We start from the raw sequence: 15,881 nt of genomic DNA on the forward strand, positions 1-15,881 counted from the left end.
GACCTTGCCTCACGCCGGAGGCGCCGCCTCGGCCGCGACCGCGATCGGGTCCTCGTTGGAGATGGCCTCGCGGAAACGGCGGTAGGCGTGGATGGTGTCGTCGTCGCTGGGCCGCCGCACGTGTCGGGCCAGGGCCGACACGGCCGCGGCCAGGACCACGGCGCCGACCGGGATCGCCCACCAAGCCAGGATCGACAGCACACCGTGACTGTAACGCACCGAAGCCTCACCCGCAGTGAAGCTAGCAGCCGACCCACTCATGGTCGCCGTCGGCGAACTCCTCGCGCTTCCAGATCGGCACCTGCGCCTTGAGCGTGTCGATGAACGCCCGACAGGCGGCGAAGGCCTCGGCGCGGTGCGGCGCGGAGGCTCCGACCACGACCGCGAGATCGCCGACGGTCAGTGCGCCCACCCGGTGGACGGCCGAGACGGCGACCACGTCCGGGTGCGCCTCGGCGATGTCCTCGGCGACCTTCGCCAGCAGTTCGGCGGCGGAGGGGTGCGCGCTGTAGTCCAGCGCGGTGACGCTCCGGCCGTGGTCGTGGTCGCGCACGACCCCGATGAACAGCGCGATGCCGCCCGCGCTCTGGTGCGTGACCGCCGCGACGACCTCGTCGACGGAGAGCGGCTCCTCGCGGACGTCCGTGTGGATGACCGTCCTGCCGGCCGTGTGTCCCGCCGTCACGCTCTCCTGCTCCTTCTCCTCGATCACGACACTGATCCTCCCCCACGGCGCTTGCGCCGTGCCCGCCGCACCAGGGCCGCGGTGCCGACCAGCGCGACCGTGGCGCCGGCCGCGCCGAGGCCGGCGGCGGCGTCCTTCTTGCCCAGGCGCCGGGCCAGCGCGGCGTGGTGGCCGTCGATGTCCTCGAGAAGCTGGCCGAACGCTTCCTCGTTCGTGAAGGCCGGCTCCCACCCGGCTTCCCTAAGCTTCTTGTTGGAAACCGCCCACGGATGCATCACGTACTGCAGGTCGCTGGCGGGGGCGGGAGTCAGGTGCAGCCTGTGCAGCCGCTCGGCGGCGCCCACAGCAAGCCCTTCCGGGAGCTCCATCCGGCGCATCCCGGAGATCTCCTCTACTTCATCCTGCGTGAGCCAGCCGTCCGAAGCCACCGGGACGACCCCGCTGACCTTGCCCAGCGCCGCGTACTCCAGAGCGGACAGCAGGTCGTCGATGTGGCAGAACTGCCAGACCGGCTTCGACCCGCGCACCACCAACAGGCGGGGCGCCTCGAAGTGCCGCGTCAGGTAGGTGTCCACGCCGGGACCGACAATGGCGGCCGGGCGCAGCACGGTGACGTCCAGACCGGGGTGCGCGCGCGGCGCGATCGCGGCCAGCCGCTCGATCTCCAGCAGGTCGCCGACGAGGGTGCCGTCGGGGGTGGCGCGCAGCGGGGCGTCGTCCTCCAGCGGGAGCGGGTTGTCCGGGAGGGCGCCGTAGACCATGGCGGTGGACAGCAGGACCACATGGTGGACGCCGGCGGCGGCCGCGGCGGTGATGGCGGTCTGGGCGGCGCGGACGTTGCGCGCGGTGCGCTCACGGGGTTCGGAGTTCAGATCGGCGTCAACCGCCAAGTGCACCAGCGTGTCCACCCCGGACAGGCGTTCGGCCAGCTGGGGGTCGGTGACCTCGCCCAAACGCCAGGTCGCCGGGGCGGCGCCGCGCTCGGCGTCCAGCCCCACGACCCGGCGCACCTCGCCGCCGAAGGCGAGCTTGCCGGTCAGCGCCTCGCCCAGTCGGGCGGCCGCACCGGTGACGGCGATGGTGGGCTTGCTGGTGCGGCCGGGGCGCTTGCGGTCCGGCGAGGAACTCACTGAGGCTCTCCTGTGGTTACGTTAGATGTGTAGAGGAAGCAGTCTCCGCGCTGTCGAACCGATCCTTCTTCCCCGTCGTCCGTGAGGTCACCCGCCGTGAACAAGAACCCCGAAGATCACAACCCCTCGGACGGCGACGAGTCGCAGAACCAGGGTAAGCGCCCGGACGGTCCCGTTGATCCGTTGGGGGCCATGTTCCAGCAGATGTTCGGCGGAAGCGGGGCGCAGTCCCCGGGCTCGAACATCCCGGGCATGCCGGACCCGCAGATGCTGCAGATGGTGTTCAGCCAGATCCAGGCCCTGATGAGCGGCGGCGGCGACGGCGCGGTGAACTGGGACCTGGCCAAGACCATGGCGCGCAACGCCGTGGCCGCCGCCGGCCCGGACCCCTCGCCCACCGACGGCGAGCAGCGCACCTACGACGGCGCCGTCCAGCTCGCCGAGCACTGGCTGGACCAGGTCACCTCGCTCCCGGCGGGCACCTCCGGCACCCGCGTGTGGTCCCGCGCGCAGTGGATCGAGGAGACGCTCCCGGTCTGGAAGCAGCTGGTCGAGCCGGTCGCCGAGCGCATCACCTCGGCGATGGGCGAGGCGGTCGGCGGCGCCGTCGGCGAGCTGGGCATGCCGGAGAACCCGGAGGCGGCCGGCCTGCCGCCGGGCATGGGCGACATGCTGGGCAACCTGTTCGGCGGCGCCGCGGGCGGTGCCGGCGGCGGGGCGAACCCGCTGGGCGGGATGCTCAAGCAGATGGGCACCGCGATGTTCGGCTCCCAGGTCGGCCAGGCGCTGGCCTCGCTGGCCGGCGAGGTCGTGTCCGGCAGCGACATCGGGCTGCCGCTGGGCCCGGAGGGCAAGGCGGTGCTGCTCCCGGCGAACGTGGACGTCTTCGCCGAAGGACTCGAGGTCGACATCGACCAGGTCCGGCTGTACCTGGCGCTGCGCGAGGCCGCCTACCAGCGGCTGTTCTCGCACGTCCCGTGGCTCAAGCCCCGGCTGCTCGGCGCGGTCGAGGAGTACGCGCGCGGCATCACGGTCGACGCCTCCAAGTTCAGCGAGCTGGCGCAGCAGGCCGAGCAGATGGACCTGACCAACCTGGACCCCTCGCAGCTGGAGAACATGCTCGGCGGCGGCGGACTGTTCACCCCGGTGGACTCCCCGGCGCAGAAGGCGGCACTGGCCCGGCTCGAGACGCTGCTGGCCCTGGCTGAGGGCTGGGTCGACGCGGTGGTGCACGCCGCGGCAGCGCCGCAGCTGTCGGCGGCGGACGCGCTGCGCGAGACGCTGCGGCGGCGGCGCGCGGCCGGCGGTCCGGCGGAGCAGACGTTCTCGGCGCTGGTCGGCCTGGAGCTGCGCCCGCGGCGGCTGCGCGACGCGTCCCGGCTGTGGGCGTCGCTGGCCGACGCGCGCGGGCTGGAGGGGCGCGACGCGGTCTGGTCGCACCCGGACCTGCTGCCGACGTCCGCCGACCTGGACGACCCGGACGGGTTCGTGCACGGCCGGGACGCCGAGGACGGGATGGAGTTCGACTTCTCGGGGCTGGACGAGCTGCTGGGCGGCGGGACCGGCACGACCGGGGCGAAGGACGGCGGGGCTGTGGATAACGGCCCTGTGGATAACGAGAAGGACGACAAGAGCTCGGACGAGGACGGCAAGGGCGGCGAGGGCGACAAGGGCTCGGACGAGGACGGCGAAGACAAGCCGAAGCAGTAGCCGCTGCCAGGAGTACTCGGCGGGTGGTGCCCGGCTCGCGACGGCGAACGTCATCGTCGGCGCGTGGCCGGGCGTCACCAGCGGTTATCTGACGTCGACATCTGTCGGCATCTGAGGTCAGCCTCGGTACGCCTCAGTCGGCGTCGTCCGCCGCCACGTTGCCTCCCGCACTGGCGAACCCTTCGAGAAACCCTCGAGCGCGCTCCGTCTTCGGATACACGCTCATCAGCTCCCAGAAGCGCGGGCCGTGGCTGGGGACGAGCAGGTGCGCCAGCTCGTGCAGCAGGACGTAGTCCAGCACATACTCCGGCATCCCGCGCACCCGGTCGGAGATGCGGATCGTGCCGTCCACAGGCGTGCAGGAACCCCAGCGCGCCTGCTGGTTGGCGACCCAGCGGACGCTGGAGGGCTGCGCTCTGCCGTCGAAGTAGCGAACCGACAGGTCACGGGCACGACGAGACAGCTCCTCGTCGTCCGGTCTGCGCTTGCGTTCCTGGCCCGCGAGCCGGGCGAGCATCTTGTCGACCCACTGCTTTTCCTCAGCACGCGTCATCTGCGCGGGGATCAGCACCACGGTCTTGTCGCCGTCCCGGTACGCAGAGACGGTGCGCCGCCGCCGGTTGCTGCGCCGCACCTCGATCTGACCGCCCTGGTGGGGGGCTTCGTCGAGTCCCACGGCAAGGGACCCTAGCGTGCCCCACCCCCCAATGGCGTTATCGAAAAGACATCCCGGGGCGTCGGGATCGGCGCAAATCCGATTGTCCACATGCCGTGCACAGGTTTTCCACAGAGTTATCCACAGGCTGGGCACTCCTGTGGGTTGCCTAACACAAAGAGTGATCAGGCGCCGGTGAAGCGCGGCACACGCCGCTCGCGCTGGGCCGCGAGGCCTTCCTGAAGATCCTCGGTGGCCATCGTGATCGGCTGCGCGAGCGCCTCCCAGCGCAGTGCGGCCTCGAACGACTCGTGTCCGTCACCGATCAGTGCCTGCTTGGTGAGCTTCACCGCGATCGGCGCTCCGGCGGCCACATCGGAGGCGATCCGCTCGATCTCCCCAGGGAAGTCCCCGGCGGGGAACACCCTGTTGAAGACGCCGAGCGCGACAGCTTCCGCGCCGCTCACGGCACGGTTCGTGTAGAGCAGCTCACGCGCGGTGGCCATGCCCACGACCTCCGGCAGCAGCCACGTCGCGGCCATCCCCGGGTGCATGCCGAGCTTGGTGAACGGGACCGCGAACGTCGCGGTGTCCACCGCGTAGCGCAGATCGCAGGCCAGAGCCAGACACGCGCCGGCGCCCACCGCCGGGCCGTTGACCGCGGCGATGGTCGGGACCGGCAGATCCCGCAGGCTCAGCCAGATCCGGTAGAAGGGCAGCATCTTGTCGCGGAGTTTTTCCACAGGCGCGCCCGGCTCGGCGCCGATCCACCCGAGATCGCCGCCGGCGCAGAAGGCGGAGCCGGCTCCGGTCACGACGACACAGCGGATTTCCTCGTCCCGCGCGATCTCCCGCATGAGCCGCTCCCAGGACGCGGTCATCGGCGCGGTCATCGCGTTGCGCCGGTCCGGGTCGTCCAACGTCACGGTCAACACACCATCCGACGTGCGGCGGACGGCCAAGAGCGGATATTCGCGCGACTCAGGCATGGCGTCAGCGTAGCGGTGCGGTTTGGGCCCCGCGCTGCCGTATGGTGTTCCGCGTTCGGGGTGAAAGGTACGTATGGCCTCAGATACGGAAGGTAGTGACAAACCATGGCGGAGTCGTACACCGGGGACGCCTACTGCGTGAAGTGCAAGGAGAAGAAGAACTTCACCGGCGAGGTGAAGGTCAGCGACTCGGGCCGGCGGATGGCGCAGGGAATCTGCCCGACCTGCGGGACCAAGCTCAACCGGATCCTGGGCAAGGCCTGAGGTCCGGTGCACGCAGGCGGCGGCCGGTCCTCCGGCCGCCGTACGGGTGAATTAGGGGGCTGACACGGCGGGAGGCCGAACGTGCGTCCGGTGCTGAAAGCGGGACTGCGGCGGTTGTGGCGGCCCGGCGGCTCACTGCAGGTGGGGGTGACACCGGGCAGGTCGCTGCTGCTGAACGGACTGAGTCCGACCGCGACCGCGTTCCTGGGCGCACTCGACGGACACCGCGACATCGCAGGCTTGCTGACCCTGGCTGAAGAGATCGGACTATCCGGCGCACACGCCACGACACTGCTCGACATGCTCGCCCGAGCCGGATTCCTCGACGACGCCGCCTACGACCCGGGCCCGGCGCTGCGCGCGCTGGATGTCGCCGAAGCCGACCGGCTGGCTCCCGACATGGCGGCGCTGGCGCTCGGATACCTGGTTCCCGGCGGCGCGGTGCGAGCGATGACGCGGCGACGGATGGCAGTGGTCGCCGTGTACGGATGCGGACGCGTCGGAGCGTCGGTCGCGCACATGCTGGCTTCGGCAGGGATCGGGTGCGTGGTGCCGATCGACAGCGGGCGGGCTCGGGCGGCCGATGCGGCACCGGCGGGATTCCGGAATCCACGAGGACTGAGCCACCGGGACGAGCGGGAGGTTCCTGCTCCGCGGCGTGGGCGAGGACGCGGAAGTCGTGCGGCGGATAGTGCGGCTGCCGACACGGTTAGCGCGACGACGAACACCGCCGATCCCCAGCCCGACGACGAATCCAACCTCGCCGCTCCCCCACCCCGCCGCCAAGACCTCGTCCGCACCCTGATCCGCACCTCGGCTCCCAGCACCCGCACCACGATGCCGGCCAACCGCCAGCGCCCCGACGTCGCTGTCCTCGCCCCGATCGCCGACGGCTACCCGGCGCAGGCCGCCACCCTCCAGTCCGACGGCGTGCCGCACGTCCCGGCCGAGGTGCACGAGACCACCGGCGTGCTCGGACCGTTCGTCCAGCCGGGCCGCACCTCCTGCCTGCGCTGCCGCGACCTGTACCGCACCGCGCGCGACCCGGGGTGGCCGCGGGCGATGGTGCCGTTCGGCGGCGTGGACGCCGTACCGGCGGCGGAAGACCGGGCCTGCGACGTCACGATGGCGACCCACCTGGCGGTCCAGACGGCGCTGCACGTCCTGGCCTTCGTCGAGGGCGACCCGCCGCCGACGATGAACGCCACGCTGGAACTGGCACCGCCCTTCGGCGCACAGACCCGGCACGAGCGGCCGCCGCACCCGGACTGCGGATGCCTGGTCGACCTCACCGAGGAAGCACCCGCTGGTTCCTACCTGAGCTTCCGAGCAGGCCGCTGACGACGAGCCCGCCGAACGTCAGAAATCGGCGGCGGCGGCGAAGGTCGATGGCGGAACTTTCAGTCGCCACCTCGTCGGAAAGCGTGAACCGCCGATGCCGGGCACGCCACGCGCCCGCCGGATTCCCGTGCGGACCGCCGTCAGCGCGGCAGCGCCTCGTACGCCTCCCAGGCGTCCAGCGTGACCTGCTCGAAGCCCAGGCCGTAGGCCGTCACGCCGCGGCCGTACGCGCCGAGCCAGCACTCGCGCAGCTCCGCGGCCAGGACCCAGCCGTACTCGCTCTCGCGGTAGCGGAAGCGGGTGGGCTTGCCGTCGACCGGGAGCTGGACCGCACGCCAGGGAGCGTCGTCCAGGTTCTCGGCGACCTCGTAGGCCAGGTCGGTCTGCTGGTGCAGCCAGTCGCCGCGCAGTGCCTTGTCGACGGCCCAGGGCCAGGCGTCGGACAGCAGTCCCAAGCCCGCCACGGCAGCCAGCGTGGACAAGGTGGTCGGCTCCAGCACGGCCGCGCCGCCACCGGGACGGCGGTCCAGGCGGGCCATGGTCACCACGCCGCAGAAGCGGCGGGGGGACAGGTCGTCGGGGCGGCGGGCCGGGTGGTCGCCGTGGCCCAGAGTGCCGTACTCGGCGACACCGTCGGGACCGAGCATGATCGAGCCCAGCCAGCGGTCGCCGACCCACGCCTCGTCCAGGCCGTACCAGGGCACCGCGGTGCGCTGGCCGGGCCAGGCGTCGGGTTCGGAGGCGGCCAGGGCGGCGGCGGAGATGGAGGCGATCGGCGGGCCCGGGACGAAGTCGTCGAGGGCTGAGGTGCGGCCGGGACGCTTGTCGGCCTCGGCAACCGCGCCGGAAGCGGCGGCGGCGCCATCGGCTACCGGCGCCAGCGAGCCCGGCTGCGAGGCCGGGCCGGGGGGATCGGGGAAGTCTTCAGTGGAGATGGTGCTGCTCATGGAACCTCACGTCGCATCCGCGTCAAACGGCGGGCGCTCGCCCGCGGCCAGGCGCGGGGCGGGAGCCCGGTAGAGGGCATCGTCCGGGGTCGCGTCGTCGGCGGCCAGGGGGCGTCGGGCGCCGTCGGCCGCGGAGCGTATCTCGCCGTTGAGCGAGTCGGTGATGTCCCTGATCTCGCGGAAGTCGCCGCCGTCGGGTCCGAGCACGTGCTTGCGCACGAAGTTCTTCGGGTGCAGGTCGGTCAGTTCCATGTCCTGGAACTCCGGACCCAGCTCCTTCTTCAGGTCGTTCTGGGCGTTGCGGGTGAACTCCCGGAACTGCCGCAGGGTACGCGCCAGACCCTGTACCGCGCCGGGCAGCTTGTCCGGGCCGAACAGCATGACGGCCAGGGCCAGCAGCGCGATCAGCTCCAGCGGGCTGATGTCGAGAAACGGCACGGTGGAAGGCTCCTGCTCTGGCGGGCGCGGCCGGCGGCTTTCCGGCGCTACGCGCTAGCGTAACTCCCGTTCGGGCCGATGCCGGACCCTCGGCGGTGGATGTTTCGTCGATCCTTGTGCGTCAAGGCTCGGCACTGCCGAGCCCCGACGTCAAGAGGGAGTCCGCGACCGCCTCGCACGAGCCGGGCGTTTCACGCCCCGTGGATCAGTGTCCCGGTGCGTAGGTGACGACCTGCGCCGGCGCCGGGTTCGCCGGGCCGTGCGCCGGAGTCGCGCTGGCGCTGAAGTCGCCGACCAGCCACACGCCGGTGCCCAGGGCCGCCAGCGAGACCGCGCCGATCGCCGCGACCCGCAGGCGCTGCGGGCGCACCGGGGAGCGGCCGGCCGTGGGGCGGCCGGCCGCCGGAGCCGCCGGCGGGCGGATCGGCACGGTTTGGAACGAGAACGGCGACGGGCCCGAGCCCTGGCCGCCGGCCGAGGCTCCGCCACCGCCGCTGGGCAGGCCGTTGGCGGCGCCGGAGGCGGCCGGGCGGTTGGCGTCCAGACTCAGCAGCCCGAGCATCAGCTCCACCGGGACCTGCGGCGCGGACATCGTGCCGAGCCGGGACTTCACCTGCCGTTCGGCGTCGGCCTCGGCGCGGCACTCGCCGCACTGCGCCAGATGGCCGAGCATCCGCTCGCGGGTGCCGTGGTCCAGTTCGCCGTCGATCAGCGCGGTGAGGCGGTCTCCGAGGTGCCTGGTCACCGGCGGCCCTCCTTCCCACTCGCGTTCGCGGCCGCGCCCGGGGCCCGGTGCTCCAGGGCCGCTCGCAGCTGCGAGCGGCCGCGGTGGATCCGCGAGCGCACGGTGCCGAGCTTCACATCGAGGGTGGCCGCGATCTCCTCGTAGGACAACCCCTCGATGTCGCACAGCACCACGGCCGCCCGGAACTCCGGCGCCAGCGCGGCCAGCGCGGCCTCGATGTCGGCGTCCATGTGCGAGTCCACGAAGATCCGCTCCGGCGAGGGCTCGCGGCCGGGCAGCCGGTCGTCGGCGTCCTCGCCCAGGGAGTCGAAGCGGATGCGGGCGCGGCGGCGCACCATGTCCAGGAACAGGTTCGTCGTGATGCGGTGCAGCCAGCCCTCGAAGGTGCCCGGCTGGTAGCTGGACAGCGAGCGGAAGACGCGGATGAAGACCTCTTGCGTGAGGTCCTCGGCGTCGTGCTGGTTGCCGGTCAGGCGGTAGGCCAGCCGGTACACCCGCTGCGAATGGGTCCGGACGATGTCGTCCCAGCTCGGCGGCTCCCAGCCGACGGCCGCGGCGTCGAGGGGTTGGGTCTCCCCCACGCTCTGCGCTGCCTCGGCGGGCATCGCGGTATCGGGGATCGCCTCCGCCCCCCGGCGGTTCTTCTCCAAGGCGGCCTTGCGGGCCGCACGCCTCCGACGAAGTTCCCCGAGATCTATCCGCGGTCCAATGGTGTTGACCGGGACGGCTCCAGGATTGCGGGCGCTGTTGGCGTCAGCCACGACGTCCCCACCTCCTATTTCCAGTACCGCACTCATCACCATAGACGCCTGCCTCGCTGCTAAAGGCTGAAAGGAACCTGAGATCGCTCTAAGATCTCCCGGCTCTCCACACCGTGAGCCACTGTCGAGGGCAGAACGGCCGGTCACCGGGCCGAAGTTCCCGGACGACCAGTTCCCTTGCGGTGTCCGCTTACAGCGATCAGGCGCCCGGATCGGCTTCGCACCGCGCCTGCGGGGCACCTGTGCGCCGGCCGCGGGCACTGTCCGGCGAGCAGTCCGACGTGGTATGCGCGCGGCCGGATGGCTACGCTCTTGATGCCCAGTAGCAACCAACCGACCAGATCCCGGCCGACTCAGGCTCCGGGACCCGCGACCCTCGGAGGCCGTCATCCCCAGTCACCGGCACGCCAGCCTGGCGTATGCGGAGGGGTACGTCGCCGAGGACGACGTCCTGGTCTCCGCCCGCCGCGAGGCACGGCGGCTGGGCATCGTCCCGGTCGAGCCCGGCACCGGCGCGGCGCTGCGGCTGCTGGCGGCCACGCTCGCGGCCCGGGCGGTCGTCGACGTCGGCACCGGCGCGGGCGTGTCGGGGATATACCTGCTGCGCGGGATGCGCCCGGACGGGGTGCTCACGACCGTGGACGAGGACACTCAGGGCTCGCAGGCGGCCCGCCGCGCCTTCGCCGACGCCGGGTTCGCGGCCAGCCGCACCCGGGTGATCGGCGGCGCCTCCGGCTCGGTGCTGCCCCGGCTCGCCGACGGCGGCTACGACATGGTCTTCTGCGGCGGGCCCGGCACCGACCACCTGGCCGGGTACGAGGAGGCGCTGCGCCTGCTGCGGCCCGGCGGGCTCGTGGCCTTCGACGGAGCACTCGGGCAGGACCGGGTGGTCGACCCCTCGATCCGGGACGCCCGCACCTCGGCGCTGCGCTATCTGCACCGCCAGGTGGCCGAGGACACCCGGCTGCTGCCGGCCCTGCTGCCCACCGGCGACGGGCTGCTGTGCGCGGTGAAGCGCCCGTAAATCACGGACGCAGATCACGGACGCAGATCACGGACGCGGGCCGGGCGTGTCGCCTGGGCACCGCCGGCGCGGGCAGGCCGGAGAGGCGGCGGTAGCGCCGTCCATCCCGACGCGGCCCGATGCGGACCGACGCGGACCCTCTGACCGGGATGGGGTGCCGGTCCGCACCTGGGATGGAAGTGAGAAGGAACACGTGGGTGGAGGACGCCGGACCCCGGCCGTTCGGGGGCCAGACGTCACCGGTGGGACGAATGGGGTGCCACGACAGGCGGCGCCGGACTAGCCGACCACGCCCTTGATGGCTTCGCCGAGCGCGGCGGCCTCCTCCGCCGACAGCTCCACCACGAGCCGGCCGCCGCCCTCCAGCGGAACCCGCATCACGATGCCGCGTCCCTCTTTGGTCACCTCAAGCGGGCCGTCACCCGTCCGCGGCTTCATCGCCGCCATGCTCGTTCCCCTTCCTAGGAGCCAGCTCTCAACCAATCCATTATCCCGCACGCGCACGGATTGGGTTCCGGTGTCGCCGCGGGAGGCCCGACTGAGTAGCTTCGTCAGAGTCTGCAAACAGTTCTACCGGACGCGACCAACACTGGTACATGCCTGGAAGCCGATAAGGCGGAGAGTGGGACCCCCTATGCCCGACAACGTTGTCTACGACGTCACCGAGGGTGTCGGCACCATCACCCTGAATCGCCCGGACGCGCTGAACTCGCTCGACAGTGCGACCAAGGCGGCGCTGCGCGACGCGGCGACGGCGGCGGCCGGGGACGACTCCGTTCGCGTGATCGTGCTGCGCGGTACCGGGCGCGCCTTCTGCGTCGGACAGGACCTCAGGGAGCACGCGGCGGCCCTGGAGTCGGGCAACGGACTGGCGAACACGGTGCGCGAACACTACAACCCGCTGCTGCGCGCCCTGACCTCGGCGCCCAAGCCGGTGATCGCGGCGGTCAACGGCGTGGCGGCCGGCGCCGGCGCGGCCCTGGCCTTCGCCTCCGACCTGCGGATCGCCTCGGACAAGGCGGCCATCAACCTGGCGTTCGCCAACATCGGGCTGACCGCCGACTCCGGCGGCTCCTGGACGCTGCCGCGGCTGGTCGGGCCGGCCAAGGCACTGGAGCTGCTGATGCTGCCGGAGACCATCGGCATCGAGCAGGCGGCCGAGCTGGGACTGGTGCACCGGGTCGTGCCGGCCGAGGAGCTGGACGCGGTGGTCGGCGAGTTGGCGGCGAAGATGGCCGCCGGACCGACCGCGGCGTACGCGGCGATGAAGAAGGCGGTCGGCTTCGCGCTGACCCACTCCCTCGACGAGACCCTGGAGCTGGAGGCCGATCTGCAGGACGCGTGCGCGGCCACCGAGGACCACCAGAACGCCGTGCGGTCCTTCCTGGCCAAGGAGAAGCCGACCTTCACCGGGCGCTGAGACAACTGAGAACGGCCGGTCCCGATGCGGGACCGGCCGTTCTCACAAGCCGAAGATCTGATGAGCTGAAAGCCCTACTGGTCGTCCTCCGGACGCCGGTACCAGGCCGACAGCGGATTATCCGCAGGGTTCTGATCGGCTGGGATCGCGGGCTCGACTCTGCCGGGCACGACATCTCCCACGCCGCCCACGCCGCCCACACCTGGACCGAAGCCGGGCTGCACCACAGCGGTCGCGGTGGCCGCGCCGCCCGCGTCTCCCCCGCCGCCCAGACCCTCGCCGCCGGGCGTCCCGTCCTGGGTCCGCGCCACCGGCTCGTAGCCGACGCCGGCCTCGCCGAGCCGGGCGCCGGCCGGGCGGGTCAGGTCGGCGATCAGCCGGTCCCGGTGGTCGATCTCGGCGGCGAGCCGGTCCAGCAGCCGGTCGACCTGGTCCATGCGGTAGCCGCGCCACCCGACGGCGAAGCGGGCACTGTCGATGTCCTCCCGGCCCAGCTGCCGGTCGTCGGCCAGCGCGGGCTCGGGCCGGTCCTGGCGCGGGTCGTCCAGACCCCCGCCGCGGCCCGCGGCCACCCACGCGATCGCACCGAACACCGCCGCGACGACGAGAAATTGAAAGTACAGCACGGCCACATGGTGCCACGCCCCGTGCCAAGCCGTCGCGGTTAGGCTGATCTCCATGTCATCGAACGCGGACGGCACCCCCGGCGGCGCCACCGAGAGCGCCCCGGACCCGGCCGACGTCCCGCAGAGCACGCTGCGCCTGGGAGCCTACGAGTACGGTCCCGATCAGCGGCTCGTGATGGCGATCGTGAACCGCACCCCGGACTCCTTCTACGACAAGGGAGCCACCTTCACCGACGCCGCCGCCCTGGACCGGGTCGAGCGGGCGTTGAGCGAGGGCGCGGACCTCATCGACATCGGCGGCGTGAAGGCCGGTCCCGGCGACGCCGTGGACCTCGCCGAGGAGACGCGCCGCGTCGTCCCCTTCGTCGCCGAGGTCCGCAAGCGGTTCCCGGAGGCGGTCATCTCCGTGGACACCTGGCGCGCCGAAGTCGGGGACGCGGTGTGCGCCGAGGGCGCCGACGTCCTCAACGACGCCTGGGGCGGCTGGGACCCGCGTCTGGCGGAGGTCGCAGCCCGGCACGCGGTGGCGCTGGTGTGCACGCACGCAGGGGGCGTGGAACCGCGCACCCGCCCGCACCGCGTCGGCTACGCGGACATCATGGCCGACATCCTGGAGCGCACGGTCCACGGCGAGGCCGAGCGCGCGGCAGCCCTCGGCGTCCCGCGCGACCGCATCCTGATCGACCCCGGCCACGACTTCGGCAAGAACACCCGCCACTCCCTGGAGGCGACGCGCCGCCTGGCGGAGATGACCGCGACCGGCTGGCCGGTCCTGGTGTCGCTGTCGAACAAGGACTTCGTCGGCGAGACCCTGAACCGCCCGGTGAAGGAGCGCCTGACCGGCACGCTCGCCACCACCGCGGTCTCGGCGTGGCTCGGCGCCCGGGTCTACCGGGTGCACGAGGTCGCCGAGACGCGGCAGGTGCTGGAGATGGTGTCGGCGATCCAGGGACTGCGGGAGCCCGCGGTCGCCAAGCGGGGGCTAGCTTAGGCCACGCTCCCCCGGCTTGCCCATGATCGCGACCGCCTCGTCTGGGTCGTCGACGAGGTGGATCAGGTCCAGGTCGCCCGGGGCGATCTTGCCGGCCGGGATCATCGACGCGCGGATCCAGTCCACCAGCCCGCCCCAGTAGCCGCGGCCGACCAGGACCACCGGGAACGACGTCACCTTGTGTGTCTGGACCAGAGTCAGCGCTTCGAAGAGCTCGTCCATGGTCCCGAAGCCGCCGGGCAGCACCACGAAGCCCTGGGAGTACTTCAGGAACATGGTCTTGCGGACGAAGAAGTAGCGGAAGTTGATGCCCTGGTCGATGTAGCTGTTCAAGGACTGCTCAAAAGGCAGCTCGATGCCCAGGCCGATGGAGCGTCCGCCGGCGTCGATGGCGCCCTTGTTCGCCGCCTCCATGGCGCCCGGGCCGCCGCCGGTGATGACCGACCAGCCGGCGGTCGCCAGACCGCGGCCGATCTGCTCGCCGATCAGGTACTCGGGGCTTCCGGTCGGGGTGCGGGCCGAGCCGAAGACGGTGATGGCCGGACCGGTGCGGGCCAAGGAGTCGAAGCCCTCGACGAACTCGCCCTGGATGCGCAGCACCCGCCAGGGGTCCTCGTCCTTCCAGTCCTTGCCGTACGCATGGTCCAGCAGCTTCTGGTCGGCCGTGGCCGCCGGCAACTGCTCCTGTCCCCGCCGACGGGTCACCGCTCCGACGAAGCGCTCGGTGAAACTGCTGCCGGTGCCGTGTCCGTTCCCGCTGCCTTGACTCATAGGCGGCACACTACCGGCCGGGGTCGGACGGGCGGCGGCTGCCAAGCGACGAGCAGGCCGCCGCTGGTCGTCCTGCGCCTAACCTGCGCCTAACCTGCGTCTGACCTGCGTCTGACCTGCGGCGGCTGCCGGTGATCCCGGCCAGACCCGCTGCGGGATCCCTCAGGCCTGCGGGTGCACCTGATCCAGATGCTGGCTCAGCCAGCCGTAAGCCTGCGGCAGCCACTGCTTCCACACCGCGGTGTTGTGCGAGCCGTGGTCCTTCTTCAGGACATCCACCACGTCCGGCGCCACGTGCTGCAGCGACAGCGCGTCGGAGAGCACGCTGCCGTGCGCGTCCTCGGCGGAGGCCGCGGCCAGCAGCGACACCGGCGGGTTCGGCTTGTGGTTCTGCAGGACCCACAGCGTGGAGTTCTGGTCCGCGAAGGTCGGGCCGTACTTGGAGACGTAGCCGCCCGGCCGCACATCGCCGCTCATCTGGACCGCGGCGCTGAACAGCTGCGGGTACTGCACCAGCAGCTTGCCCGCGCACAGGCCGCCCTCGGAGTAGCCCATCATGCCCCAGCCGGAGCGGTCGGTGGTGACCCGGAAGGTGCGCTCGACCATGGTCCGGACGTCATCGGTGATGTAGGTCGCCACTTGCGGGCCGCCGGGGATGTCAGTGCAGTCGGTGTTCACGCCCTTTATCGGCGAGATGTTGACCGCGACCAGCACGAACGGCGTGGAGGTGTGCTGCTGGACCAGCGCGGCCAGTTCCTTCTGCCCGTCCATCTGCCCGAACCAGGTCTGCGGGGTCCCGGGGTAGCCGGGGAACAGCATGACCACCGGGAAATCGGTGTTCGCATAAGCCGGGTCGTTGTACTGCGGCGGGAGCCATACCAGCACGTTGTTGTCGCCGCCGAGCCTGGACTTCGGCCCGGTGAAGCTGGCGGCCAGCGCGTCGTCGCCGTACTTCTTGAAGGTCTGCACCGGGCCGGCCGGCCGCACGCGCGGCACCACCTGGCCGCGGCCGCCCTGAGCCCGGCCGCCGTTCACGGCGGTGCCGGCGATCGGCGTGCCGGCGGCGACCGCGTTCTGATGGATGATGACGCCCGGGCTGCCGGTCTGGCCGAGCAGGTCGTCCCAGGACGCGTAGAGCCCGTAGTAGTTGTTGACGACCACACCGCACAGCAGGATCGCCATGACCTGGCTCACGCCGATCATCGAGAGCCGGGCGACGGCGCGGACGGGACGCGGCCCGCGGATGCGGTTCCACAACAAATACGTGCCGATCGGTGCGGCGACCGCGAGAAGGATCGCCGTCACCGTCATCGGCCAGCCGGTCGGGCTCATCGAAACTTCGGACCTCTCGGAACTTGCCTGGCAGCGGGGGCGATCGCCGGAC

At 71.8% G+C, this 15,881-nt stretch carries 19 protein-coding genes; 6 read left to right on the forward strand and 13 right to left on the reverse strand.

Translation table 11 applies throughout. The features are described 5' to 3' along the window. Nucleotides 1–9: 9 nt before the first annotated feature. The 3 genes from CACI_RS39180 to CACI_RS39190 are packed head-to-tail and all read right to left on the reverse strand — an operon-like array spanning nucleotide 10 to nucleotide 1,815. Nucleotides 10–201: a hypothetical protein gene (locus CACI_RS39180; RefSeq protein WP_041540734.1), complete on the reverse strand. Its 192-nt coding sequence runs from the start codon at nucleotides 199–201 to the stop codon at nucleotides 10–12. A 40-nt stretch (nucleotides 202–241) separates the two neighbouring features. Further along, complete coding sequence (locus CACI_RS39185) at nucleotides 242–685, reverse strand: molybdenum cofactor biosynthesis protein MoaE (protein ID WP_190276846.1); 444 nt, start codon at nucleotides 683–685, stop codon at nucleotides 242–244. A gap of 23 nt (nucleotides 686–708) precedes the next feature. Then, on the reverse strand, nucleotides 709–1,815 hold the full coding sequence (locus CACI_RS39190) for an NAD-dependent epimerase/dehydratase family protein (protein ID WP_015796480.1): 1,107 nt from the start codon (nucleotides 1,813–1,815) through the stop codon (nucleotides 709–711). Between the two features lie 96 nt (nucleotides 1,816–1,911). Between CACI_RS39190 and CACI_RS39195 the strand changes: the two genes are divergently transcribed. Beyond that, nucleotides 1,912–3,525, forward strand: a complete 1,614-nt coding sequence (locus CACI_RS39195) for a zinc-dependent metalloprotease (protein ID WP_015796481.1) — start codon at nucleotides 1,912–1,914, stop codon at nucleotides 3,523–3,525. Between the two features lie 133 nt (nucleotides 3,526–3,658). Here CACI_RS39195 and CACI_RS39200 read toward each other — a convergent pair whose 3' ends face one another. Together CACI_RS39200 and CACI_RS39205 are read right to left on the reverse strand one after the other, a co-directional pair. Next, nucleotides 3,659–4,201, reverse strand: coding sequence for a M48 metallopeptidase family protein (locus CACI_RS39200; RefSeq protein ID WP_015796482.1), 543 nt, complete (start codon nucleotides 4,199–4,201; stop codon nucleotides 3,659–3,661). 164 nt (nucleotides 4,202–4,365) lie between these two features. Continuing rightward, nucleotides 4,366–5,169 carry an enoyl-CoA hydratase/isomerase family protein gene (locus CACI_RS39205; protein WP_015796483.1) on the reverse strand — a complete coding sequence of 268 codons (804 nt, stop codon included), beginning with the start codon at nucleotides 5,167–5,169 and terminating at the stop codon, nucleotides 4,366–4,368. 105 nt (nucleotides 5,170–5,274) lie between these two features. Here CACI_RS39205 and CACI_RS51775 point away from each other — a divergent pair, with 105 nt between their 5' ends. Both CACI_RS51775 and CACI_RS39210 read left to right on the forward strand, forming a co-directional pair. Further along, the gene (locus tag CACI_RS51775; protein WP_015796484.1) at nucleotides 5,275–5,433 is read left to right on the forward strand and encodes a DUF5679 domain-containing protein; all 159 of its coding nucleotides are present in this window, start codon (nucleotides 5,275–5,277) and stop codon (nucleotides 5,431–5,433) included. 90 nt (nucleotides 5,434–5,523) lie between these two features. Beyond that, entirely contained in the window at nucleotides 5,524–6,774 is a 1,251-nt protein-coding gene (locus CACI_RS39210; protein ID WP_143765571.1) for a hypothetical protein, read from the forward strand. 140 nt (nucleotides 6,775–6,914) lie between these two features. On the opposite strand, the gene CACI_RS39215 is transcribed toward CACI_RS39210, so the two are convergent. From CACI_RS39215 to sigE, 4 genes are all read right to left on the reverse strand, one after another. Further along, entirely contained in the window at nucleotides 6,915–7,721 is an 807-nt protein-coding gene (locus tag CACI_RS39215; protein WP_015796486.1) for a hypothetical protein, read from the reverse strand. Nucleotides 7,722–7,727: 6 nt separating this feature from the next. Beyond that, nucleotides 7,728–8,159, reverse strand: coding sequence for a sec-independent translocase (locus CACI_RS39220; protein ID WP_015796487.1), 432 nt, complete (start codon nucleotides 8,157–8,159; stop codon nucleotides 7,728–7,730). Between the two features lie 205 nt (nucleotides 8,160–8,364). Next, a complete protein-coding gene (locus CACI_RS49400) occupies nucleotides 8,365–8,904 on the reverse strand; it encodes an anti-sigma factor family protein (RefSeq protein ID WP_015796488.1) in 540 nt (179 codons plus the stop codon). Continuing rightward, nucleotides 8,901–9,509, reverse strand: a complete 609-nt coding sequence (gene sigE / locus CACI_RS39230) for an RNA polymerase sigma factor SigE (RefSeq protein WP_083796214.1) — start codon at nucleotides 9,507–9,509, stop codon at nucleotides 8,901–8,903. The genes CACI_RS49400 and sigE overlap by 4 nt, the downstream gene beginning before the upstream one ends. 544 nt (nucleotides 9,510–10,053) lie before the next feature. On the opposite strand from sigE, the gene CACI_RS39235 reads away from it, so the two are divergent. Next, nucleotides 10,054–10,689, forward strand: a complete 636-nt coding sequence (locus CACI_RS39235; protein WP_015796490.1) for an O-methyltransferase — start codon at nucleotides 10,054–10,056, stop codon at nucleotides 10,687–10,689. 279 nt (nucleotides 10,690–10,968) lie between these two features. Here CACI_RS39235 and CACI_RS48690 read toward each other — a convergent pair whose 3' ends face one another. Then, nucleotides 10,969–11,136: a DUF3117 domain-containing protein gene (locus CACI_RS48690; RefSeq protein WP_015796491.1), complete on the reverse strand. Its 168-nt coding sequence runs from the start codon at nucleotides 11,134–11,136 to the stop codon at nucleotides 10,969–10,971. Nucleotides 11,137–11,323: 187 nt separating this feature from the next. Between CACI_RS48690 and CACI_RS39240 the strand changes: the two genes are divergently transcribed. Beyond that, nucleotides 11,324–12,109, forward strand: coding sequence for an enoyl-CoA hydratase-related protein (locus tag CACI_RS39240; protein WP_015796492.1), 786 nt, complete (start codon nucleotides 11,324–11,326; stop codon nucleotides 12,107–12,109). 74 nt (nucleotides 12,110–12,183) lie between these two features. On the opposite strand, the gene CACI_RS46715 is transcribed toward CACI_RS39240, so the two are convergent. Next, nucleotides 12,184–12,735 carry a DivIVA domain-containing protein gene (locus tag CACI_RS46715; protein WP_190276684.1) on the reverse strand — a complete coding sequence of 184 codons (552 nt, stop codon included), beginning with the start codon at nucleotides 12,733–12,735 and terminating at the stop codon, nucleotides 12,184–12,186. Nucleotides 12,736–12,910: 175 nt separating this feature from the next. Between CACI_RS46715 and folP the strand changes: the two genes are divergently transcribed. Continuing rightward, a complete protein-coding gene (gene folP / locus CACI_RS39250; RefSeq protein ID WP_049872163.1) occupies nucleotides 12,911–13,726 on the forward strand; it encodes a dihydropteroate synthase in 816 nt (271 codons plus the stop codon). Here folP and CACI_RS39255 read toward each other — a convergent pair. Both CACI_RS39255 and CACI_RS39260 read right to left on the reverse strand, forming a co-directional pair. Further along, the gene (locus CACI_RS39255) at nucleotides 13,718–14,497 is read right to left on the reverse strand and encodes an LOG family protein (RefSeq protein WP_015796495.1); all 780 of its coding nucleotides are present in this window, start codon (nucleotides 14,495–14,497) and stop codon (nucleotides 13,718–13,720) included. The genes folP and CACI_RS39255 overlap by 9 nt on opposite strands. Nucleotides 14,498–14,659: 162 nt before the next feature. After that, entirely contained in the window at nucleotides 14,660–15,829 is a 1,170-nt protein-coding gene (locus CACI_RS39260; RefSeq protein ID WP_015796496.1) for an alpha/beta hydrolase, read from the reverse strand. Nucleotides 15,830–15,881: the final 52 nt, after the last annotated feature.

The organism is Catenulispora acidiphila DSM 44928 (assembly GCF_000024025.1).
GTDB classification, from domain to species: domain Bacteria; phylum Actinomycetota; class Actinomycetes; order Streptomycetales; family Catenulisporaceae; genus Catenulispora; species Catenulispora acidiphila.

Bases quoted from the DNA above. Each gene is read 5' to 3' on its own strand.
- CACI_RS48690 (WP_015796491.1), bottom strand. From the start codon at position 11,136: ATGGCGGCGATGAAGCCGCGGACGGGTGACGGCCCGCTTGAGGTGACC.
- CACI_RS51775 (WP_015796484.1), top strand. From the start codon at position 5,275: ATGGCGGAGTCGTACACCGGGGACGCCTACTGCGTGAAGTGCAAGGAG.
- CACI_RS39240 (WP_015796492.1), top strand. From the start codon at position 11,324: ATGCCCGACAACGTTGTCTACGACGTCACCGAGGGTGTCGGCACCATC.
- CACI_RS39255 (WP_015796495.1), bottom strand. From the start codon at position 14,497: ATGAGTCAAGGCAGCGGGAACGGACACGGCACCGGCAGCAGTTTCACC.
- CACI_RS39260 (WP_015796496.1), bottom strand. From the start codon at position 15,829: ATGAGCCCGACCGGCTGGCCGATGACGGTGACGGCGATCCTTCTCGCG.
- CACI_RS39215 (WP_015796486.1), bottom strand. From the start codon at position 7,721: ATGAGCAGCACCATCTCCACTGAAGACTTCCCCGATCCCCCCGGCCCG.
- sigE (WP_083796214.1), bottom strand. From the start codon at position 9,509: ATGCCCGCCGAGGCAGCGCAGAGCGTGGGGGAGACCCAACCCCTCGAC.
- CACI_RS39205 (WP_015796483.1), bottom strand. From the start codon at position 5,169: ATGCCTGAGTCGCGCGAATATCCGCTCTTGGCCGTCCGCCGCACGTCG.
- folP (WP_049872163.1), top strand. From the start codon at position 12,911: ATGGCGATCGTGAACCGCACCCCGGACTCCTTCTACGACAAGGGAGCC.